Annotated in this window: 17 protein-coding genes; 14 read left to right on the top strand and 3 right to left on the bottom strand. The window is 65.5% G+C overall.

What is annotated here, in order from left to right; all coding sequences use genetic code 11:
- The first annotated feature begins 24 nt into the window (after positions 1–24).
- The 10 genes from VO57_008540 (at position 25) to VO57_008495 (ending at position 12,942) form a co-directional block, all read left to right on the top strand.
- Positions 25–549: a tetratricopeptide repeat protein gene (locus VO57_008540; GenBank protein ID XBL68193.1), complete on the top strand. Its 525-nt coding sequence runs from the start codon at positions 25–27 to the stop codon at positions 547–549.
- A gap of 43 nt (positions 550–592) precedes the next feature.
- Positions 593–1,468, top strand: coding sequence for a thiamine-phosphate kinase (gene thiL / locus VO57_008535; GenBank protein XBL68192.1), 876 nt, complete (start codon positions 593–595; stop codon positions 1,466–1,468).
- A gap of 150 nt (positions 1,469–1,618) precedes the next feature.
- On the top strand, positions 1,619–3,790 hold the full coding sequence (locus tag VO57_008530; GenBank protein ID XBL68191.1) for a sodium-translocating pyrophosphatase: 2,172 nt from the start codon (positions 1,619–1,621) through the stop codon (positions 3,788–3,790).
- A 253-nt stretch (positions 3,791–4,043) separates the two neighbouring features.
- Positions 4,044–6,128 carry an alpha/beta fold hydrolase gene (locus tag VO57_008525; GenBank protein ID XBL68190.1) on the top strand — a complete coding sequence of 695 codons (2,085 nt, stop codon included), beginning with the start codon at positions 4,044–4,046 and terminating at the stop codon, positions 6,126–6,128.
- Between the two features lie 158 nt (positions 6,129–6,286).
- The gene (locus VO57_008520; protein XBL68189.1) at positions 6,287–7,438 is read left to right on the top strand and encodes a GNAT family N-acetyltransferase; all 1,152 of its coding nucleotides are present in this window, start codon (positions 6,287–6,289) and stop codon (positions 7,436–7,438) included.
- Positions 7,435–8,337 (top strand): cupin-like domain-containing protein, encoded by a 903-nt coding sequence (locus tag VO57_008515; protein ID XBL68188.1) that lies wholly within the window; start codon positions 7,435–7,437, stop codon positions 8,335–8,337. Before VO57_008520 ends, VO57_008515 begins: the two co-directional genes overlap by 4 nt.
- A complete protein-coding gene (locus VO57_008510) occupies positions 8,334–9,374 on the top strand; it encodes a GNAT family N-acetyltransferase (GenBank protein XBL68187.1) in 1,041 nt (346 codons plus the stop codon). Before VO57_008515 ends, VO57_008510 begins: the two co-directional genes overlap by 4 nt.
- Before the next feature lie 154 nt (positions 9,375–9,528).
- Positions 9,529–10,461: an acyl-CoA thioesterase II gene (locus VO57_008505; GenBank protein XBL68186.1), complete on the top strand. Its 933-nt coding sequence runs from the start codon at positions 9,529–9,531 to the stop codon at positions 10,459–10,461.
- A gap of 49 nt (positions 10,462–10,510) precedes the next feature.
- A complete protein-coding gene (locus tag VO57_008500; GenBank protein XBL68185.1) occupies positions 10,511–11,236 on the top strand; it encodes an EcsC family protein in 726 nt (241 codons plus the stop codon).
- A 77-nt stretch (positions 11,237–11,313) separates the two neighbouring features.
- Positions 11,314–12,942 carry a serine hydrolase gene (locus VO57_008495; GenBank protein XBL68184.1) on the top strand — a complete coding sequence of 543 codons (1,629 nt, stop codon included), beginning with the start codon at positions 11,314–11,316 and terminating at the stop codon, positions 12,940–12,942.
- Between the two features lie 12 nt (positions 12,943–12,954).
- Here VO57_008495 and uvrC read toward each other — a convergent pair whose 3' ends face one another.
- From uvrC to VO57_008480, 3 genes are all read right to left on the bottom strand, one after another.
- Positions 12,955–14,910 carry an excinuclease ABC subunit UvrC gene (gene uvrC, locus VO57_008490; GenBank protein ID XBL68183.1) on the bottom strand — a complete coding sequence of 652 codons (1,956 nt, stop codon included), beginning with the start codon at positions 14,908–14,910 and terminating at the stop codon, positions 12,955–12,957.
- A gap of 58 nt (positions 14,911–14,968) precedes the next feature.
- The gene (locus VO57_008485) at positions 14,969–16,048 is read right to left on the bottom strand and encodes a hypothetical protein (protein XBL68182.1); all 1,080 of its coding nucleotides are present in this window, start codon (positions 16,046–16,048) and stop codon (positions 14,969–14,971) included.
- Positions 16,049–16,127: 79 nt separating this feature from the next.
- On the bottom strand, positions 16,128–19,067 hold the full coding sequence (locus tag VO57_008480; GenBank protein ID XBL68181.1) for a hypothetical protein: 2,940 nt from the start codon (positions 19,065–19,067) through the stop codon (positions 16,128–16,130).
- 195 nt (positions 19,068–19,262) lie between these two features.
- Here VO57_008480 and infA point away from each other — a divergent pair, with 195 nt between their 5' ends.
- Genes infA through yacG form a run of 4 tightly spaced genes read left to right on the top strand, consistent with a single transcriptional unit; the run spans position 19,263 to position 21,246 of the window.
- Positions 19,263–19,520: a translation initiation factor IF-1 gene (infA, locus tag VO57_008475; protein XBL68180.1), complete on the top strand. Its 258-nt coding sequence runs from the start codon at positions 19,263–19,265 to the stop codon at positions 19,518–19,520.
- Between the two features lie 22 nt (positions 19,521–19,542).
- Positions 19,543–20,118: a nucleoside triphosphate pyrophosphatase gene (locus VO57_008470; GenBank protein XBL68179.1), complete on the top strand. Its 576-nt coding sequence runs from the start codon at positions 19,543–19,545 to the stop codon at positions 20,116–20,118.
- Complete coding sequence (locus VO57_008465) at positions 20,111–21,073, top strand: ribonuclease (GenBank protein ID XBL68178.1); 963 nt, start codon at positions 20,111–20,113, stop codon at positions 21,071–21,073. Before VO57_008470 ends, VO57_008465 begins: the two co-directional genes overlap by 8 nt.
- Positions 21,070–21,246 carry a DNA gyrase inhibitor YacG gene (yacG, locus tag VO57_008460; GenBank protein ID XBL68177.1) on the top strand — a complete coding sequence of 59 codons (177 nt, stop codon included), beginning with the start codon at positions 21,070–21,072 and terminating at the stop codon, positions 21,244–21,246. The genes VO57_008465 and yacG overlap by 4 nt, the downstream gene beginning before the upstream one ends.
- Positions 21,247–21,321: the final 75 nt, after the last annotated feature.

Raw genomic sequence — 21,321 nt, 5'->3', positions numbered from 1 at the left:
ATTCCATCGCACTGGAGGTTCGCCATGTTGAAATTTTCTGTCGCGTCGACGCTGGCTGCATCGCTGCTCGCCACATCTGCCTCGGCCCAGAGCCAGCAGAGCGTAACCTATTCGGCAAACGCGACCGAAGCTCCGCAGCGCAATCTGGTGCAACCGATCCGGCCCGGCGACACGACGCAGCCCAGAGGGGCCCAGGACAGCGCCCTGTCGGACGCGCTTACGCTGCTGGCAAAACGGGACTACTCCGCCGCTTACGAGGGTCTGATCACGCTCGCCCAGCAGGGTGACGGGCGCGCCATGCGCGAGATCGGCTGGATGTACGCCAATGGTCGCGGCGTCACGGCAGATCCCGCGGCTGCGCTTGGCTGGTTCCAGGAAGCGGCGATCGCGGGAGACGAGCGTGCCATGCTCATTTTGGGCACCGCACTTGCGCGGGGTCTGAATATCGAGAAGCAGCCCGAAGCCGCGCGATACTGGCTCCAGCGGGCTCGTGCGTCCGACGAGCGGAAAATTGCCGGCTCCGCAGCGGATGAATTGCGCAAGCTCTGATCGGTCCTTGGCGTGAAGCCTCACCTTCGCCTATCGGCGGAGGATGAGTTCGGGCGAAATCGCTTTCATCGACAGTCTCCGCGAGTTGGCGGCCCACCCTGCCGCGCGCGGACTGACAGACGATGCCGCAGTGCTCGAGATCGGTGGTGAAACCCTGGTCCTGACCAAGGATGTGATGGTCGAGGGCGTCCACTGGCCGCCGCAGCAATCGCTCACGGATGTCGCGTGGAAGCTGGTCGCGGTAAACCTGTCGGACCTTGCAGCAAAAGGTGCCCTGCCCGTTGGCGTCTTGCTTGGCTATGCACTCGGGGCGGACGATTCCGCCTTTCTGGACGGTATGAGAGCGGCGCTTGACGCCTTCGACGTCCCCTTGCTGGGCGGCGACACCGTGTCCGGAGGCGATGGCCGCACATTCAGCCTTACCGCCATTGGCCGCGCAACGCACACCCCGGTACCCTCGCGCGCCGGTGCGAGGTCGGGGGACGGCATATACCTATGCGGCAGCGTTGGCGGGGCAATGATGGGGTTCGAGGCGTTGATCGGCACCGGTCGGGCGGATCGGACGCCGTTTACCCGCCCCACCCCGCTCTTGACCGAGGGATGCGCCCTCTCACCCCATGTGACCGCAATGATGGACGTCTCGGACGGTCTGCTGCTGGATGCGTGGCGGATGGCGCAGGCAAGCAGGGTCACGCTCTCCATCGACAGCGCTGCGGTGCCGATCGCCGCCCCGGAGAGCCGCCGCGACGATGCATTGCGCTGGGGCGATGATTACGCCCTGCTTTTCACTGCCCCCACCGATACCGCTCTGCCAACAGATGCGAACCTGATTGGCCTTGTTCACGAGGCCGGCGACACTCCGCTCACGCTCGATGAAAAAGCGCTGAGCGATCCCGAAGGCCTCGGCTACCGACACTAAATTGCGCAGAAAGCGCAGGAAATGTGCAGAAACGACGCGAGGGCTTGCGCCTCGCGAAACGCCCCTATAGCCATAGCCTCCTTAAATTGCCCGTCGATAAGGGTGAGCAACCGGATGCTATTCGGAAAAAACTTGGGGGAGAAATAAGGCGTGGAACTCGTTCTCGTCGCTATCGTGCTCGGCCTGCTGGCCGTCGTGTACGGAATCATCACAAGCAGACAGGTTCTCGGGGCCGGAGCCGGCAACGAGAAGATGCAGGAAATCGCAGGTGCCATTCAGGAAGGCGCGCGCGCCTATCTGAACCGGCAATACACCACCATCGCCATTGTCGGCGTGGTCGTGGGCATCCTCGTCTTTCTTCTCCTCAACTGGATCGCAGCGACCGGCTTCGTGATCGGCGCGGTGCTTTCCGGTGTGGCGGGCTATATCGGGATGAACATCTCGGTCCGCTCCAACGTACGCACCGCAGCCGCCGCGCAAAGCGGGTTGCAGCAGGGCCTCACCCTCGCCTTCCGCGCGGGTGCGATCACGGGGCTGCTGGTCGCTGGCCTAGCGCTGCTCGCGATCGCGGGCTTCTTCTACTTTCTCGCCGGAGCGCTCGGCTTCGAAGCGAACAGCCGCGAAGTGGTCGACGGGCTGGTCGGCCTCGCCTTCGGGGCCTCGCTGATCTCGATCTTCGCGCGTCTGGGTGGCGGTATCTTCACCAAGGCGGCGGATGTCGGCGCTGACCTCGTCGGCAAGGTCGAAGCGGGCATTCCCGAGGATGACCCCCGCAACCCGGCGGTGATCGCGGACAACGTGGGCGACAATGTCGGCGACTGCGCCGGGATGGCGGCCGACCTGTTCGAGACCTACGTCGTCACCGTGGGTGCGACCATGGTGCTGACCGCGCTGCTCTTGACCAGCCTCGGCGACCTGCTGCTACCGATGATGGCGCTGCCGCTGCTGATCGGCGGGGCGTGCATCGTCACCTCGATCATCGGCACCTACTTCGTGAAGCTGGGCCGCAAACAGAACATCATGGGCGCGATGTACAAGGGCTTCATCGTCACCGCCGTGCTCTCGATCCCTGCGATCTTCGGCGTGATGACCTGGGCCCTGGGCGACATGAATGCCCTGATCGGCGCCAGCGTCGTCAGCGAAACCGCCACGGTCGCGCTGGGTGACACTCTGGTGACCGAGGGTACTGCCGAAGTCGTCGGCGGGTTTACCGGCATGGATCTGTTCTGGTGCACGATGCTGGGCCTGGTCATCACCGGCCTGATCATCTGGATCACGGAGTATTACACCGGCACCGAATACCGCCCGGTTCGCTCGATCGCCAAAGCGTCCGAAACGGGCCACGGGACCAACGTGATCCAGGGCCTCGCCATCTCGCTCGAAGCGACCGCGCTGCCCACGCTGGTGATCGTCGCGGGCATCATCGTTGCCTACATGCTCGCAGGCCTGATCGGGATCGCCTACGCGGCGACTGCGATGCTGGCGCTGGCGGGCATGGTCGTGGCGCTCGACGCCTATGGCCCGGTGACGGACAATGCCGGCGGCATCGCGGAAATGGCCGGGCTGGACGACTCCGTTCGCGAGAAGACCGACGCGCTGGACGCGGTAGGCAACACCACCAAGGCCGTGACCAAGGGCTATGCGATCGGTTCGGCAGGCCTCGCCGCGCTGGTGCTGTTCGCTGCCTACACCACCGACCTCACCGAGTTCTTCCCCGGCGTGACGGTGGACTTCAGCCTCAAGAACCCGTTCGTAATCGTCGGCCTGCTGCTGGGCGCGCTGCTGCCCTACCTGTTTGGTGCGATGGGCATGACCGCGGTGGGCCGCGCAGCGGGCGACGTGGTGAAGGACGTGCGCGAGCAGTTCGCGGAGAAGCCGGGCATTATGGATTACTCCGAGAAGCCCGACTACGCGCGCACGGTGGACCTTGTGACCCGTGCAGCGATCAAGGAAATGATCGTTCCGTCGCTGCTACCGGTGCTGGCACCGGTGGTGGTCTACTTCGTCATCACGCTGATCGCAGGGCAAGCAAATGGCTTCGCCGCGCTCGGCGCGCTGCTGCTGGGCGTGATCGTCGGCGGGTTGTTCGTCGCGCTGTCCATGACCGCCGGAGGCGGCGCGTGGGACAATGCGAAGAAGTACATCGAAGACGGCAACCACGGCGGCAAGGGCTCCGAGGCACACAAGGCTGCGGTGACCGGCGATACCGTGGGCGATCCGTACAAGGATACGGCGGGCCCGGCGGTGAACCCGATGATCAAGATCACCAACATCGTCGCGCTGCTCCTGCTCGCCGCGCTGGCGCAGGGTGTGGTCAGCTAACCCACCGCTTTAACAGCGAAATACATGCCCCCGCCCGGACCGATCCTCTGCCATCGCAGGGACGGCCCAGGCGGGGGTTTTTGCTTGCGATTGAAGCGATAACTCTTAAACCTGACATCACGGTCGGGGGGCCGTCTGGATCGCCTTGCGCCATCATGCCATTGATCGCGGTACGTTTTTACCAAGACCGGCTGAACGGATATGCCCTTCCTCCACAGAACAAATCCGAGTTTGGAAGGGACGCAATAAACTCATGATCAAGACCAGTCTTCTGCGCGGAGCCGCCTTCATGGCCGTGGCCGCTTTCTCAGCCGGTGCAATGCCCGCCGCGCTCGCGTCTCAGGCGCAGGCGCAGACCGCAGACACCCAGCCGCAGGTGCCCGCGACTGCCGAGGGCCGGATCCCGGCAGGCGAGTTCGTCAAGCAGGCCAACATGCGCACGGTACGAATTTCGCCCGATGGCACCCGCCTCGCCTATCTCGCCAACAGCGGCGGGAAGCAGGTGCTGGTAACGCTGAACCTGAACGACATCGCTGCGGGGCCGAAGCTGATCCTGGCGGCTGAGGAAGCCCGTGATTCGGGTGAGCGCACACTTCGCGGATTCCGCTGGGTCGGCAACGAGCATATCGTGATGACCGTGATCAGCCGCGAAGACATGGCCGGGAACCTCGCCGACTTCCGCCGCCTGATCGCTTACGACGTGAAGGACGGCGAACTTATCCAGCTCGCATGGCGCGACGCCGGGTTCGATGCGGGAAACATACTGCACATCGACCACAAGAACGGCACGTTCCTTCTCCAGCGTGACAGCACGGCTGGCAGCACCGAACGCTATTTCCTGCCCGAAGTGGTCGAGGTCGATGTCGACACGGGCAAATACAAGTATGTCCAGCGGACCAACCCGGTCGTCACCAACTGGCAGGCCGACGGCATGGGCGTGGTGCGCGCGGGCTACAATTATGATCGCGACACCGGCCGTCAGCGGATCCTCTATCGCTCCGGCGAGAGCGATAACTTCAGCACGGTCTACAATCAGGCCGATGCAACCTTCACCGAATCGCTGCCGGCGCCGCAGGTGTTCATTCCCGGGACCGACGAAGCCTTTGTGACGAGCCGCGAATCTGGGTTCACGAAGGTCTACCGGATGAACATGGAGACCATGAATCTTGGCGAACCGGTTTTCGAGGTTCCCGAGCGTGACGTCAGCGGAGTGATCCAAAGCGACGATGGCAACCGCGTGCTCGGTTACTACACCTTCGAAGACGGGCAGGAGCGCGCCGTCTACACCGACGAGACGCTTAAGGCGGTCAAGGCCGCGCTCGAGGGCGTGTTCGGCAAAGATGAGGCGCAGATCGTCGACTACTCGACCGACCTCGGCAAGGTCGTCGTCTTCGGTGGCGGCCTCCAACGGATCGGCGGATATTACATCTTCGACACCAAGACCGGACAGCTGGACCTGCTGGACTGGCAGTTCTCGGCGCTCAAGGATGCGCCGATCAATCCGATGCGGGCGGAAACCTACACCGCCAGCGACGGCACCAGGATCGAAGCGATCATCACCACTCCGCGTCATCGCGAGGGGCAGAAGAACCTGCCCGTCGTCGTGCTGCCGCATGGTGGCCCGTTCGGGGTCAAGGACACGATCAATTTCGGCTTCGCTGCATGGCACCAGGCTCTGGCGGAGCAGGGCTACGTCGTGATCCAGCCGAACTATCGCGGCTCGGGCGGCTACGGCAAGGAGTTCGAGAAGATGGGCCGCGAGCCGGGCGGCTACGGCAAGCGGATGCAGGACGACCTCAACGATGCGGTCACCTATTTTAGCCAGCAGGGCATGATCGACGCGGACCGTGCCTGCGTCATGGGCTGGTCCTACGGCGGCTTTGCAGCGGCGCGCGGGGCCCAGCGCGATGCCGACGTGTGGCAGTGCGCCGTCGCGGGCGCAGGCGTGTACGACATGCCGCTGATGAATGCGTGGGATCGCAAGAACCTCGGCCGGTTCAGCGAAGGCTTCCAGGCAACCTCCGACGATGCCGAGGGTATCTCGCCCGCGCGCAACGCCGAAGGTGAGTGGGCACCGATCCTGATCGTCACCGCCAAGCGCGACGCCCGTATTCCGATGGAACAGGCTGAAACCCTCGTCTCGGCACTGCGCCGCGCAGGCAAGGTCGAAGGGCAGGATTTCCGTTACATCGTGCAGGAAAAGGGCACCCACAACCTGCCCTATGACGACGTGCACATGCAGTGGATCGACGAAGCCTATGCCTGGCTGCAGAAGTACAACCCGGCCTACATCCCCTCCGACGGGGACGCCGCTCCGGCCCTGATTTCGCTGAACTAAGCGACAGGTTGCCTGATTTTCGCAAGGCCGCGGTTCCTTCAGCAGGAGCCGCGGCCTTCGCTTTTGTGCGCCGGACTTAAGCAATTCTCAGCCTTTCCGCCCTAGGCTTAACGGCAGGGTAAGACTCAGACCTGGTGCGAAAGGAGACGATAAGCGCGATGACGGCGGTGAACGCGGTTGATACCTGTTGCGACAGGACAAGCGAGGTCGCGCCGCACTTCGCGGTGGCGCGCTGGCGCGACTGCATGCCTGCCGATGACGAGTGGGATGCCCTCGCCGCCGCGGCGAGCGAACCCAACCCCTTCTTCGAACGGTGGTTTCTCACCCCCTCACTCGCGTCCTTCGATCCAGAGGGGCGCGTGGTCCTCGCGCAGCTGCGGGTCGATGGGCGGCTCGTCGGCCTTGCGCCGCTGGGGCGTGCGGGCCACTATTACGGTCGCCCCCTGCCCCACCTCTCGCTCTGGCTGCACGCCAATGCGTTCTGCGGCGTGCCGCTGATCGCGGAAGGGTTCGAGACGGTGTTCTGGTCGTCACTGCTCGGCTGGTCAGACCGCCAGCCGGGCATGGCCGCCTTTCTTCATCTGCCCGGAATGCCCGAAGACTGTGCCCCGGTGCACGCCCTCACTGCCCTCGCCACGCAGACCCATCGCGGCCATTCGGTGGTCGAGCGTGAGGCACGCGCGCTGCTCGCCTCGGATCTGAGCCCGGCGGACTATTTCACCCAGTCGCTATCCACCAAGAAGCGCAAGGAACTGCGCCGACAGGAACGCCGCCTCGCCGAATACGGCACGCTCGAGGTCGTCCGCACCACCGATCCCGTACAAGTACCCGGCTGGGCCGACGATTACCTCGCGCTCGAAGCGGCGAGCTGGAAAAGCCGAGCGGGCAGCGCACTGGCCGATTCACCCGCCCACGCGCAGTTCTTCCGCAACAGCCTGTCGGGTGCGGCGGCGCAGGATCGGTTCGAAGGGCTCGCGCTGCATCTCGATGGTCGCCCGATCGCAATGCTTGCGACCTTCCTCACCGCGCCCGGCGCGTTCAGCTTCAAGACCGTCTACGACGAACGCTTCGCCCGCTATTCGCCCGGCGTGCTGCTGCAGAAGGAAAACCTCGACCTGCTGGCGCGCGAGGACATTGCCTGGTGCGACAGCTGCGCCGCGCCCGACCACCCCATGATAGACCATTTCTGGCGCGGGCAGCGCAGCATGGTCGCGCTCAATCTCGCCATCGGCGGCCAGGCCCGTCGAACGCTCGGGAAAAGCCTGATCGCGTTCGAGAGCCGCCGTTTTCATCGGAGCAGTGCTGAATGAACGCCGTGACCGACCTTACGCCCGATACCCCCGCCACCGACGCGGTGTTTCCGCAATCCTCGCGCGAAGCCTTTGCCAAAGCCTATCCGGAAACCCCGCTGGTCCTGTCGCACAACCTGCGCGACCACCCGCTGCTGGGGCTCGACGCGCTGGCCGATCTGGCAGGGCGTCTGCCCGAGTCCTCAATCGAATATAACCGAGGCGACCTGCCGATCGGGATCGACGGAAAGCCGGGCCATACCGGGCTCTCGATCACCGAGACGATCCACAAGATTGCCGAGGCGAACAGCTGGGCGGCGGTCAAGAATATCGAGCAGGACGAAGGCTACCGCGCACTGCTGCACGAGCTGCTGGAAGAGCTGCGCCCCGCGATCGAGGCGAAGACCGGCGCGATGCTGCACCCGCAGGGCTTCGTGTTCATCTCCAGCCCCGATGCGGTCACCCCCTACCATTTCGATCCGGAGCACAACATCCTGCTGCAGATCACCGGCAGCAAGGTGATGACCCAGTTCCCCGCAGGCGACGGCCGCTACGCGCCGGACTGGATGCACGAAAGCTACCACCTCGGCGGCCCGCGCGAGCTGACCTGGCGCGACGAGCTGGCCGATGGCGGCACGGATTTCGCGATCGCTCCGGGCGAGGCGCTGTTCGTGCCGGTGATGGCACCGCATTATGTCCGCAACGGACCGGAGAGTTCGATCTCGCTCAGCATCACCTGGCGATCGGACTGGAGCTATGATGAGGCGGGTGCGCGGTGCTTCAACGCGATCCTGCGCAAGGCGGGCATGAACCCCGCCCCGCCAAAGCGCTGGCCGGGCTCCAACCGCGCCAAGTGCGTCGGCTTTCGCGCCTATCGCAAGGCGTTCGGCCCGCCGAAACCACCCGCAGCCCCGGCATGAATGCACTGAGTTCGATCGCTCCACCCGATCTGCGGGACGAGGTGAATGCGCTGGCCGAGGCAGACGACCCGCGCCGCGCATTCCTGCGCGCGTGCTGGTTTGAAGCGAGCGACGATCCGAGCCTGCAGACACATATCGCGCGCGACTTCCAGGGCCGTCCACTGCTCGCGCTTCCACTGGTCGCAAAATCTGTCGGGCCGCTCAAAATCCCGCAGATCGCCGGCGCCTATTGGCCGTTCCGTGGCGCACCGATCGATCCGACCACGAGCGTCGAAGAGCTCGCGAGTGCTCTTGCAGACCATACCGTCGCGCGTGAACTCGGTGCGGCATGGCGCCTCGGCCCGGCGATCGCCGACGATCCCTCGCTCGTGCTGCTGCGGGAAGCCGCAGCCCAAGCCGGATGGCACTGTCTCGAGCGACAGATAAGCTCGCTGTTCTGCCTCGATCTGGTGGCCCTGCGCGCATCGGGTTCCTGGCCGTCGATCAAAGGGAAGCAGAAAGACCGCTGGCGGGTGCGTCAGTTGGAAAAGACAGGCCCGGTCCGGATGGAGACGTTTACCGGGTGCGACTGGACCGCCGCGACCCGCGACGCGATTGCCGCCATCGAAGCGGCATCCTGGGTCGGGCAACTCGACCGCGGCGGCGACACCAAGTTCCACGATGCCGAGCTGCGCCGCTATTGGGAGCGTGCGGCGCAAGACCCGATCATCGCCGCCATGATCCGCGGTCATATCCTGTGGGTCGGAGAGACCCCCGCCGCCTTCACCTTCGGACTGGAGGCCGGAGATACGCGCTATTGCATCGCCAATAATTTCGATCAGCAATTCAACAAGTTCAGCCCCGGCCGCGTGCTCCTCTACCATGATTTCGAGGACGCTGCGGATCGCGGCTTTGCGCGGATCGACTGGGGCCTCGGCGATGGCGGCTACAAGGGGCCGATGGGTGCGCACGAGGATGCGTCGGTGATCGACCTGCTGTTCGTCCGCAACCCCGTGATCGCACGGATCGCGGCCTACTTCTGGCAGCGCGGCGGTTAGCTTGGCTGGAGGCCGGGAGAATGCGCGCGGGAGTGTTTTCCGGCGAATGCGATCTGCCTGACCCAGCAGTTTTCGCGGTAAAAGATCAGAATAGCGCACGCGATTACATCCGGCTTCGTTGATTTTGCCGGACGACATGCGCATTGCTTGACGTATGGATTCTGCTTCTCACGCATCGCCCAAAGAAGAAACCGCACAAGAGCTGGCCAACGGACTGGTCGAGCTGCTGAGCCTCGAGCGTTCCTCCGACGACAGATTTGTCGGGCAGGCGCAGCCGGGCGGCGTCGGCCGGGTGTTCGGCGGACAGGTCATCGCGCAGGCGCTTCAGGCCGCGCAGGCGACCATCGCTGATGGCAAGCAAGCCCATTCGCTACACGCCTATTTCCTGCGCGGGGGCGAGGAAGGGCCGCCGATCGACTACGCGACCGAGCGCGACTTCGATGGCCGCAGCTTCTCCAACCGCCGCGTCGTGGCGAGCCAGGGCGGCACGCCGATCCTCAACCTGACCGCCAGTTTCCAGCGCGCCGAGGAAGGCCTGTCGCATCAGGCCGCTCCGATGCCCGACGTGCCCGGCCCTGAAGACCTCCCCACGGACGATGAAGTGCGCGCGAAGGCGCTGGAGGCTTTCGGGGAAAAGATGTCCGATGCGCAGCGCGCATTGATGATGCGCCCGCGCCCGATCGAAATGCGCTCCAGCGGGCGGCAGCACTGGCTCAACCCCGAACCGCGCGAACCGCACAGTTTCAGCTGGTTCAGGCTGGTCGCTCCCCTGCCCGACGATCCGGCCATCCATCGCGCGGTGATCGCCTATGCCAGCGACTACACGCTGCTGGGCACCGCGGTGCTGCCGCATGGCCTTTCGTGGATGCGCGGCGAGCTGGTCAGCGCCAGCCTCGACCATGCGATCTGGTTCCACGCCCATGCGCGGGCCGACGAATGGCTGCTGTACGAAACCGACAGCCCGTGGTCCGGCAGCGGGCGCGGCTATAATCGCGGGCGGATATTCACCCGCGACGGCGTGCTGGTCGCCAGCGTCGCGCAGGAAGGCATGATCCGCGAGGCCCGTCGGAAGAAGGGCTCCGACTAAGCCTTTGTCAGGTGCGGAACGAAGCGGGCGCACGCTCCGTTCGGCAGTCATGGATTTTGAAAAACAGCAGCAGGCCTTCCGCAACGCCAAGCCCTCCCTGATCGGGCGCGGGTTTGAAAAGATCACCAGCCCGGTAGGCGGCGCAGTCGCAGGATTCGTGCCCAACGGGCTCGTGCGCGGTGTACTCATGGGGATCGACCAGGCGATCGGTACGCCGCAACTGGTCAAGTTCGACCACGACCTTACGGACCTCAAGGCCTGTCATGACGCCGCAGAGCGGGTTGCCATCGCAGTGCGCGCGATCAGCGGCACGACCGGCGCGGCCTCGGGTATCGGTGGCATCCTCACCATGGGCCTCGACATCCCGGCGACCATTGCGCTGGCCCTGCGCTGCATCCGCGATACCGGCCGAGCCTATGGCTACGACGGTAAGGGCGCGCGCGAGCGACTGTTCCGCCTGCAGATCCTCGAACTGGCAAGCATCAACGACAAGAAACAGCGGGCCGAACGGCTCGCAGCGCTCGAAGCCGGCATCGGCGCGGATGGCAGCCTGTCCGAGGTGCCGCCCGAAGAGATCGACCCGGTCATCGAACAGGCGGTGGAGCGCGTGTCCCGCGCGCTGGCGATCGCGCTGTTCCGTCGCCGCGTGGGTGCGGCGGTTCCGCTGGTCGGATCGGTGATCGGCGGCGCGGTGAACGTATCGTTCCAGGGCGATATCGGCGAGGCGGCACGCTTCGCCTATCAGGAACGGCGGCTGCGTGCGGGCGAGGCGTAGTCACGCTCTGCCCACACGGCGTTTGATCCGTACCGGAATCGCTGCATAAGGGCCCCGCAATCGGGAGCCCGAAACCTATGAATTTTGCCAAGACCGGGGCGCTGCTTTTCCTGCCCTGCGCCCTGTCCGCCTGCGCACATCTCGCCGCGGACGAAGCGCCGCCGCAGCCGACCCTGGTTGCCGAGGTATCGACGCCGGTCGCCCCGGCCCCCAAGCCTATCGACTTCGACGACGCGCTGGCGCGGACGACGCAGGCCTATGATTCGACCGGCATGGTCGCCGCCGTCTCGAAGGACGGCGAGACGATCTGGCAGGGCGCGCGCGGGCTGGCCGAAGAAGGCACGGACCGCCCGGTTACGCAGGACATGCTGTTCCCGATCGCCAGCATTTCCAAGGCGTTCACGACCACCGCGCTGGCCATTCTGGTGGAACGCGGCTCTGTCGACTGGGACGAGCCCATCCGCACCTACATCCCCGAATTCGCGATGTCCGACCCGTGGGTGAGCGAGCATTTCACCTTGCGCGATGCCCTTACCCACCGCTCCGGCCTACCGCTGGGTGCGGGCGATCTGCTGATCTGGCCCGATGGCAATGCCGAGCCCGAGGACGTGATCAAGGCGCTGCCCCTGCTGCGCCCCAGCGCCGGTTTCCGATCCGAATATGCCTACGACAATCTGCTCTATGTGGTCGCAGGTGAGATCGTGGAGCGGGTTTCCGGCAAGAGCTGGGCCGATTTCATCACCGACGAGATTCTCAGGCCGGTCGGCATGGAACGCTGCGTTGCCGATAAAACGCGCATCCCGGCGGGCGCGCGCTTCGTCACCGGGCATGAGCGTGCGGCGGGGGCGGATGCGGGCGTCCCGATCGACGAGCGGCTGGCGTTTTCGGAAACCTGGAATGCTGCGGGCGGCATCTGGTGCGACACCGAAGGCATGATGAAATGGGGCAACTTCTGGCTCGATGGAGGCGTGACCGAAGACGGCAAGCGCCTGTTGAACGAGCAGCAGGTGCGCGAGGTGTGGCAGGGCGTCACACCCACCGGCGTCAACGGCAGGCTGCGCGCGGCCGGCCTCTCCCACCTCTCTGCCTATGCGCTGGGCTGGGGCACACAGGATTTCGCGGGCCGACTGCTGGTCAGCCATGGCGGCGGCGCGCCCGGCGTGGTCAGCAATTTCATGATCATCCCGGAAGAAAAGCTGGTCCTGTTCAGCGCGACCAACGATTATCGCGGCGCGCCGTCGACCTTCAATTACCACATCGCCGCTGGGCTGCTCGGCCGCCCGGAATTCGATTTCATTGCGGATTGGGGCGGAGCCTTTGCCGAAGCGGAGGCCGAAGGCACGCAGCTGATTGCCGACACCGCAGCGAGCGCCCCCGAAGACGCGGCGCCGGCCAGCCTGCCGCTATCCGCCTATGTCGGCACATATCACGACCCGTGGTACGGCGATGTCCGCATCCGCATGGATGGCCCGGATCGCCTGTTCATCGACATGGGCCGCAGCGAGATTCTCGATGGCGATCTCACCCACTATGATGGCGACCGGTTCGCGGCGTTCTGGCCCGACAAATCGCTCAAGGCCGATGCATTCGTCGATTTCACGGTCGAGAACGGCAAGGTGACGGGGATGAAAATGAAGGCGATCTCGGACCTGACCGACTTCTCCTACGATTTCCACGACCTCGACCTGAAGCGCGTGAAGGACTGATCCCCCCTCGGTTTAGTTCGCGTGGTAGAAATCGTAGATCTGCTGCGCCACGGCATCGCTGATCCCGGGTGCACGCTTGAGGTCGTCCAGCGCCGCAGCGCGGACTTTCCCCGCGGTGCCGAAATGCAGCAGCAGCGCGCGCTTCCGTGCCGGGCCGATGCCGGGGATCTCGTCCAGCGGTGATGCGGTGATCGCGCGGCTGCGCTTCGCCCGGTGCGCGCCGATGACGTAGCGGTGGACCTCGTCGCGCAGGTTCTGGAGGTGGAACAGCAGCGGCGAATTGACCGGTAGCGTCTTCTCCCGCCCGTCGGGGAAGTGGAACACCTCGCGCCCCTCACGGCCATGGTCCGGCCCCTTGGCGATCGCGATCAGCGGCACGTTATCGATTCCCATCTCGGCGAGCGTATCGCGCACGGTCGACATCTGCCCCTTGCCGCCATCGAGCAATACGAGATCGGGCCAGACCGTCTCATGCGTGTTGCGCTTGCCCTCCTCCCCGTCGGGATTCTCGGCGAGGTTGCGGAAGCGGCGCTGCATCACCTCGCGCATCATGCCGAAATCATCGTTCGTCTGCGCGGACTTGATGTTGAACTTGCGGTACTGCCCCTTCTCGAACCCCTCCGGCCCCGCCACCACCATCGCGCCGACCGCCTTCGCGCCCTGGATATGCGAGTTGTCGTAGATCTCGATCCGCTGCGGCGGCTCTTCCAGTTCGAGAAATTCGGCGAGGTCGCGGTTGAGCTTCGCCTTGGTGCCCGTCTCGGCCAGCCGCCGGTCGAGCGCATCGACTGCATTGCGCTGCGCCTGTTCCATCAGCCGCCGCCGGTCGCCGCGCTGCGGCACCGAAATCTCCACCTTGTGCTCGGCCATCTCGCACAGCGCCTGCGTCAGCAACTCCGCCTCGGGCAGCTCGCGGTCGACCAGCAGGGTGCGTGGCGGGGGCACTTCCTCGTAGAACTGCATGATGACGCGGGCGAGCACCTCGTCCTTGTCGACATCTTGCGTATGCGTGGGGAAGAAGGCGCGGTGGCCCCAGTTCTGGCCTCCCCGGATGAAGAAGGCCTGCACCGCGATCTGCCCGCCTTTGGCGGCAAGCGCGAACACATCCGCGTCACCCACCCCTGTCGCGTTCACCGCCTGTGCGCCCTGGATGAAGGTCGCCGCGCGTAGCCGGTCGCGCAGGATTGCGGCGGTTTCGAAGTCGAGCTTCTCCGCCGCCTCGGCCATCTGCTTTTCGAGATCCTGCTGCACCGAGGAAGATTTTCCGCCAAGGAAATCCTTCGCCTGCTGGACCAGCTCTTCGTACCCGTCCTCGTCGATCCGGCCCACGCACGGCGCCGAGCAGCGCTTGATCTGGTAGAGCAGACAGGGCCGGTCGCGATTGTTGAAAAAGCTGTCGGTACAAGATCTTAGAAGGAACAGCTTCTGCAGTGCATTAAGCGTTTTGTTGACCGAGCCCGCGCTTGCGAACGGCCCGTAGTAATTGCCCTTCGCGCGCCGTGCACCGCGATGCTTGTGGATGCGCGGGAAGGAATGGTCGGCGCGCAGCAGGATGAAGGGAAAGCTTTTGTCGTCGCGCAGCAGCACGTTGAACGGCGGGCGATAGCGCTTGATGAACTGCGCCTCGAGCAGCAGCGCGCCAGCCTCCGAATTGGTGGTGACGATCTCCATGCTGCGCGTCTGGCTGACCATCCGCTGGAGCCGGTTGGTGAGCGCATTGATCTGCGTGTAATTCGCCACGCGCGCCTTCAGGCTGCGCGCCTTGCCCACGTAGAGCACATCGCCGCGCGCATCGAGCATGCGGTACACCCCGGGGCGCGGAGGGAGCGTGCGCACCGTCTCGCGGATCGCGTTGAGCCCGGCTTCCAGATCGGGCTGCGCGCTGGCGACCGTATAGGCGGCGCGTTCCTCGTTGAAACGCTCCTTGCCACGCGGGTCGTGGGGACGGTTTGCCTTGCTGTCCGACATGGCCAGCTAGATAGGCGGCCCCCGCCCCGCTTGCCAGCGCGGCGGAGCGGTTATCCGCTCAGGTGACGGGGTCCGCCGAGATGGCGGCCAGCCTCGCCCTCGCCCAGTTTTCGAATTGGGTCTCGAGCCCGTCCAGCGTTTCCGGCAGGCCATTCTCGCCACCCGACTGGGTCAGCCAGCCGCTCAGATCGCCGCCATCGCGATAGGCCTGAGCGATTGAATTGAGGATGCGCGGATCGCCGCTCGTCTCCATCAGATAATCGATGAACATTCGGGTTTGCCGATAGAAGACCGCAGGGTTGCCGCCGCTTGCTTCGAGAAAAGCGTCAGCCTCGTCGCCCGACAGCATCACCGCCCCGGTCGAGCCGCGTTTCAGTGTCTTCAGCGCTTGCGCGGATTGCAGCAAAGGGTGCTCCATCGAAAGGTAGGTATCGAGGGGAAATGCCAGAACCGTGCCGTCCGCATCGTACGCTTCGCGCGCGGCAACATAGCGGCTGCGGGTCTGAGCGTCGTTTTCCAAGGCAACCGCCGCTACTTCGTCGAGCCAGTCGGGCGCGCTCGAACCGTAGCGCGCGCTACGATCGGCAGAACCCGTCTCGGGCCCGTCGAAATATCGATTGAACAGCAGGTGCCCGATTTCATGGGCGATTGCACCGTCTTCCATCTCAGGGTCCGCATGGGCGGGAGCGGCCCCCTCAGCCTTCGCCAGCGCCTGCTGAACCACCGCAGCGCGCTGGGCTTCCGGCAGAGAGGCCGTCTGCGCTTCCACCTGAGCAACGATCCTGTCCCTGAGCATTGCGGCCTTCGTCTCGTTGTCGATCCAGGGCAGCGGCTTGTAGCCATCGGCGGCGAGCGCGGCCGTCAGCTCCGCAGAAACTTCCGACTGCACCACCAGCGCAACCTTCTGCTCGCTTGGCGCGAAGTAATCCGCGAATGCTGCGAAAGCACGCGGGAACACCTGCGCATATTCGGTGGCACGCGCCGCGCCTCCAATAACCGCGCCCCCGTCTGCCGCTTCGCATCGCAAATCGCCGATCACACCGGCTTCGCGCCATTCGCTGCATGGCCCATCGTCCGCCTGAGCCGCCCCTCCCATCGCCACGACCGATGCTGCCGCTAGGATAGCTTTAAAACGCATCTGGACATTCCTCCCGTCTACACTTGTAGTCCATACGGAACGTCTAAGGGCCGGTCAGCTTAACCGCTGATTTATGAGCTCAGAAAAGCTTGCGGAATTCGATCTCGAACGTCCGCCCCAGCGGGTCGATCAGCGCGGGCTGGTAGCGGATCGGGGTAGCGCCATTGCCATCGGTCACATTCTGGCGGGCGTCGAACAGGTTATCGATCCGGAAGGAGACCCGCGTGCCCTTGAAGAAGCCCGGGTTCTCGCCGGTAAGCCACTTCTGCTGTTCAAGATCCATGAAGAAGCGCAGATCGAACTTGACCAGGTCGCCGAAGGTCAGGTCGCTCGCCCCGGTCGGATCGCTGCCAGCGATGGTGTAACCGCTGGTGTAGCGGCCACTCAGGCGGGTCCCCATGCCCTTGTAGAACACCCCGCCCTCCAGCTCGACCGAATGGCGCGCCTGGCCGAGGTCGAAATAGTCGATCACCGGGATGCCGGGCGCAATCAGCGCCTCGTTCTCCAATTCGACCGTGTGATAGGCGGACAGGAACCAGCGGCCCTGCCCGTCGCCACCGCCGAAGGGGCCGCCGCCCCCGCCACGACGCCCACCGCCGCCGCGACGCTGGCCCTGCGAGCCCTCGCCCTGCTGCTGCGCGCCCTCTGCCTGGCACACCGCCTGCCGCAGCCGCGCCAGCCGCTCCTGATTGATCGTGCCATCCTCGTTGGTCAGCCGCGCGCGCAGGCCTTCGGGCAGTGCGGAGAGATCGATCGGCTGCCCGTCCTCACCGCTGCACAGCGCGTTGCGGATCGCCGCGGCCTGCTCGGGATCGAACATGCCGGGGCCACCGGGTCCACCCGCGCCGGGCTGGCCATCGGCGCTGCAGAACCGCTCGCGCACCTGTGCCAGCCGTTCCTGATTGACGGTCCCGTCCTCATTGGTCAGCCGGTCGCGGATGAAGGGCGGCAGCTTGGAGAGGTCGGGCACGGTGCCCGGCTCGCTGGCGCAGAACTGATCGCGCATCTGCTGGAACTGTTGCGGGTCCATCCGCATCTGCCCGCCGCCCGCGCCCGCTGCCGGAGGCCCGCCACGCCCTTCGCCGCCACCACCGGGAGCGCCGCCGCCGGGCTCCTGCTCGCGCGCCTTGCCGACGCGGCCGAACAGGTTGAAGCCGTAGCGAATTCGCTCGCCCTTGCGCTCCGCATAGGTGATCGGTCGCTGGTCCAGCGCGGTCAGCCGCCCCGCCCCGTCGCGCGTCACGCGATCGGGGAACGCCGCCTCGATCTCAGCGGTCAACAGCGGAAAGCTCTCGGTCGTGTTGGTCGAACTGTTGCGGTTGTATTCGAACAGGATGTTCGCCCGTTCGAACAGGTCGAGCTCGTAATTCGCGCTCAGCTTCAGGTCGTTCTGGTTCGAGGCGGGGAGCAGCGGGTTGCCCCCGGTGGTCAGCGTGGCGAGCACGTTCTGACCGGTGGCGAAATCGAACAGCGGCACGTTGAACGTCTCGACCACCGGTGCGCCCAGCTCGGTCAGGCTGGGTGCCGCGTCGCGATTGATCACGGTCGCGGCAAGGGTCAGCCGATCGGTAAGGTTCCAGGTGAGCCCCACCGTCAGGTCGGTCAGCGTGCCGAAGTCGGACAGGTAGTCGAGCCCCGCGCTGGCGTTGAGCGTGAAATCGCCCAGCGCGTCGAGGAAGCCTTCGCGCCGGCTGGTCAGCGGCACCGCGAGGTTGATCCCGCCATTGATCCGCCCTCGCGTCAGCTCCGTTACGCCGAGCAGGGTGCGGGTATCCTCGCTCTCGATCCGGTTCCATTTGTAGCCGCCATCGACCGTCAGGTTCACATCCCCTGCGGGCAGGGTGAGCGGGACCCCGCGAATGGTGGCCAGTGAATCGAGCGTGTAGGTCTTGCTCGACGCGCGATCGAAACCGTCGGTCGCGACCGGCGGCAGTGCCCCGTCGATCGTTAGCGATCCAGCATCGACCAGATCCTGCAGCACCGAGAGATCGCGCTGCCGGTCGATATCGGTCTCGCTGAGACCATGGGCGGCATCCAGCGTCACGTTGAGTTCGAAATCGCCAAGTGGCTGGCGATAGCCTGCTGCGGCGGAAAGCGAGGTGGTGCGCGTGTCACGGATCAGCGGATCGGCATCGATCGAGCGGACCGCGCTGTCGCCGCCCGGTGCAGTCAGGGTGACGATGTCCAGCCCGGAGAGCGAGCGCGAATTGTTCTGCTCCGCCGTCAGGTTGAGCGAGAGGGCCTTGGCCTTCGCACCTTCGCCGATCGCGGTGTTGAACGATCCTTCCAGCTTGTAGCTTTCGGTATCGGGCCGCAGGCTGCGAAAAAGTGCGGGATCGGGATCGCCCGCAACCGTGGGGACGGTGCCCGGGGTCTGCGTAATGTCCCGCTCCGCCTCGGTCAGTAGCGACTGGGTTTCGAACTGGCCCGAGATGTTGAACCGGCGCGGTCCGGAAATCGCCACTTGGGAGACTTCGATTTCGCCTCCCGGTGCGCCGCCTTCGAACGAATCGCCGTATTCGAGCTCGATCTCACGGCTCTTGAAATTATCCTTCAGAATGAAGTTGATGACCCGCTGATCGGCTGAGTAGCCGTATTGCAGCGCGACCTCTTCGGGGAACACCTCGACCTTCTGGATCGCTTCGGGCGGATAGTTGCGCAATTCGCGGAAGCTGGCGATCCGCTGGCCGTTGACCAGGATGACCGGCTGCCCGCCTCCACGTCCGCGGCCCGAACCCGTCTGGGGGGAAAGCTGCGCGACCAGATCGGTCAGCGAATCCGCGCCATAGGCGGCGATATCCGCCTCGGTCAGCTCGACTACCGGGGGCACGTCCGTGTCGACCGACCCGCGAATGCGCTGCGCGGTGACGACGATTTCGTTCTGCTCCGAGGGCAGCGGTTCCTTGCTCGCCGGGGGCGGCGTGTCCTGCGCATTGTCCTGCGCCGCGGCGGGCGCGCAGATCGCGCTGGCCAGCGCCAGGACGGAGATATTGCAGGCGCGCAGGCGGGACAGCTTCATCGGGGCAAGTTTCCTCATAGATTTTCGTCCGCCCCCGCCAAAGCCCTCGCAGCCGGGGCGGTCGGAAGCAAACCTCGGCGCGTAACGAATTGTCGCCCGATCCTTTCGCGTTGCTGACACACACTTCCATTTTCGAGCCATCGTCGCTAAATCGCCGCAGAATTCGACGAACTGCATAGGGACAAGACCAAATCCATGGCGAAAGAAGAGCTCCTCGAAATGCGCGGTCGGGTTGTCGAGCTGCTGCCCAACGCGATGTTCCGGGTCGAGCTTGAGAACGGCCACGAAATCCTCGGCCACACCGCCGGCAAGATGCGCAAGAACCGCATCCGCGTGCTGACCGGCGACGAAGTGCTGGTCGAGCTGACCCCATACGACCTGACCAAGGGGCGGATCACCTACCGCTTCATGCCGGGTCGCGGCGGGCCCGGTCCGCAGAACAACCCGTCCTGATCCACAACACCCGGAGCGGATCGTGACGCCGCGCCTGATCCTCGCCAGTTCGAGCCCCCGCCGACGCGATCTGCTGGCGCAGATCGGTGTCGTGCCGGACGACATCCGCTCGCCCGATATCGACGAAAATCCGCGCAAGAGCGAGCTTCCCCGCCCCTATGCCGAGCGTATGGCGACGGAGAAGGCGCTTGCCGTGGCCCGGGCCGAGGGCGAGGTGATCCTGGCCGGCGATACCACCGTGGCGGTCGGTCGCCGGATCCTGCCCCAGGCCGAATCGGAAGCCGATGTTGCGCGTTTCCTGCGGCTGCTTTCGGGCCGCCGCCACCGGGTCCACTCGGCGATCTCGGTGATCGATGCGCAAGGCAAGCAGCGGGTTCGCTGTGCGAGTTCGCAGGTCCGGTTCAAGAGCCTCTCCGACGAGGAAATCGCCGCCTACGCCGCCAGCGGCGAAGGGATCGGCAAGGCGGGCGGCTACGCGATCCAGGGCCGCGCGGCGGGGCTGATCGACTTCCTTTCCGGCACCCATTCGGGCGTGGTCGGGCTGCCGCTGTTCGAGACGCGCGCCCTGCTGAAAGCGGCCGGAATCGCCCTTGGCTGATTGGTGGGTCGAGCGCGGAATCGGCGAGACCCGCTGGCTGCTGATCGAAGACGACCGCGTGCTTGCCGCCCGGCTCCACTGGCCCGAAGACATCGCGCTGGGCCCCGCGACCGCCACGCTGACCCGTCGTATCAAGGGTGCCAGTCGCGGGCTGGCGCGCACCGGCGAGGGCGTCGAGATCAACGTTTCCGGCCTGCCGAAAGACGCGAGCGAGGGGAGCACGATCCCGGTCCTGCTCACCCGTGTCCCGATCGCCGAGCGAGGGCGGTTGAAGCGCGCTCAGGGCGTGTACCGGCGCACACAAACGCAACAAGGCGACACCAGGGCGCGCTCAACCGAGCCCCAAGGCACACAGCGCCGTTTCCCCCCCGGATTGTGGGAAGACGTCTGGACCGACGCATGGGAGGGCGAGGTCGCATTCGCCGGCGGATCGCTGATCGTCAGCCCCGCCCCCGCGATGACCGTGATCGACATCGACGGCGACCTGTCCCCGCGCGATCTTGCGCTGGCGGCGGTCCCCGCGCTGGCCGACACGCTGCGCCGATTCGATCTGGCGGGGTCGATCGGGATCGATTTCCCCACCCTTGCCGAGAAAGCGCAGCGGCGGGCGGTCGACGACGCGCTGGAAGAGGCGCTGTCGGGCTGGCCGCATGAGCGGACCGCGATGAACGGATTCGGATTCGTCCAGCTGGTCGCCCGGCTGGAGCGGCCTTCGCTGCTGCACCGCCTGCACCACAACCGCACCTCCGCCGCCGCGCGGATGCTGCTGCGCCGGGGCGAGCTGGCCGAAGGCATCGGCCCGCGCCTGCTGCTGCGCGCGCATCCGGCGGTGGCTGACCGGCTGTCGCACGCATGGCTCGCCGAACTGGCCCGCCGCAGCGGCCGCAAGGTCGAGGTCGAGCGCTACCCCGCGCTTGCACTGGAGGCGGGGCACGCCCAAATCCTCGCATCATGAGCGAGACCAAACGACCCTGCCCGATCTGCAAGTCCTCCGTGCAGACGCCCGAATACAAGCCATTCTGCTCCGCGCGGTGCCGCGACAAGGACCTCAACCGCTGGTTCAACGACGGCTATGCGCTGCCCGGAAGGCCGGCAGATCCGGAAGAGATTGCCCGCGAACAGGATTGAACACCAAACAGGGCTTGCCAAGCCTTCGCGCCTTCGCCATAGGCGCGCACTCATTCGCTCGCCGGGCCGTTCTGG

Origin of the sequence: Citromicrobium bathyomarinum, from assembly GCA_001306305.2 — a bacterium.
Taxonomy (GTDB): domain Bacteria; phylum Pseudomonadota; class Alphaproteobacteria; order Sphingomonadales; family Sphingomonadaceae; genus Alteriqipengyuania; species Alteriqipengyuania bathyomarina.
The sequence above is the reverse complement of the archived record's forward strand: the minus strand, read 5'-3'. Positions and strand labels throughout refer to the sequence as shown.

Coding starts and splice junctions, on each gene's coding strand:
- VO57_008540 (XBL68193.1), top strand. CDS start 25: ATGTTGAAATTTTCTGTCGCGTCGACGCTGGCTGCATCGCTGCTCGCC.
- thiL (XBL68192.1), top strand. CDS start 593: ATGAGTTCGGGCGAAATCGCTTTCATCGACAGTCTCCGCGAGTTGGCG.
- VO57_008525 (XBL68190.1), top strand. CDS start 4,044: ATGATCAAGACCAGTCTTCTGCGCGGAGCCGCCTTCATGGCCGTGGCC.
- VO57_008520 (XBL68189.1), top strand. CDS start 6,287: ATGACGGCGGTGAACGCGGTTGATACCTGTTGCGACAGGACAAGCGAG.
- VO57_008515 (XBL68188.1), top strand. CDS start 7,435: ATGAACGCCGTGACCGACCTTACGCCCGATACCCCCGCCACCGACGCG.
- VO57_008510 (XBL68187.1), top strand. CDS start 8,334: ATGAATGCACTGAGTTCGATCGCTCCACCCGATCTGCGGGACGAGGTG.
- VO57_008505 (XBL68186.1), top strand. CDS start 9,529: ATGGATTCTGCTTCTCACGCATCGCCCAAAGAAGAAACCGCACAAGAG.
- VO57_008500 (XBL68185.1), top strand. CDS start 10,511: ATGGATTTTGAAAAACAGCAGCAGGCCTTCCGCAACGCCAAGCCCTCC.
- VO57_008495 (XBL68184.1), top strand. CDS start 11,314: ATGAATTTTGCCAAGACCGGGGCGCTGCTTTTCCTGCCCTGCGCCCTG.
- uvrC (XBL68183.1), bottom strand. CDS start 14,910: ATGTCGGACAGCAAGGCAAACCGTCCCCACGACCCGCGTGGCAAGGAG.
- VO57_008485 (XBL68182.1), bottom strand. CDS start 16,048: ATGCGTTTTAAAGCTATCCTAGCGGCAGCATCGGTCGTGGCGATGGGA.
- VO57_008480 (XBL68181.1), bottom strand. CDS start 19,067: ATGAAGCTGTCCCGCCTGCGCGCCTGCAATATCTCCGTCCTGGCGCTG.
- infA (XBL68180.1), top strand. CDS start 19,263: ATGGCGAAAGAAGAGCTCCTCGAAATGCGCGGTCGGGTTGTCGAGCTG.
- yacG (XBL68177.1), top strand. CDS start 21,070: ATGAGCGAGACCAAACGACCCTGCCCGATCTGCAAGTCCTCCGTGCAG.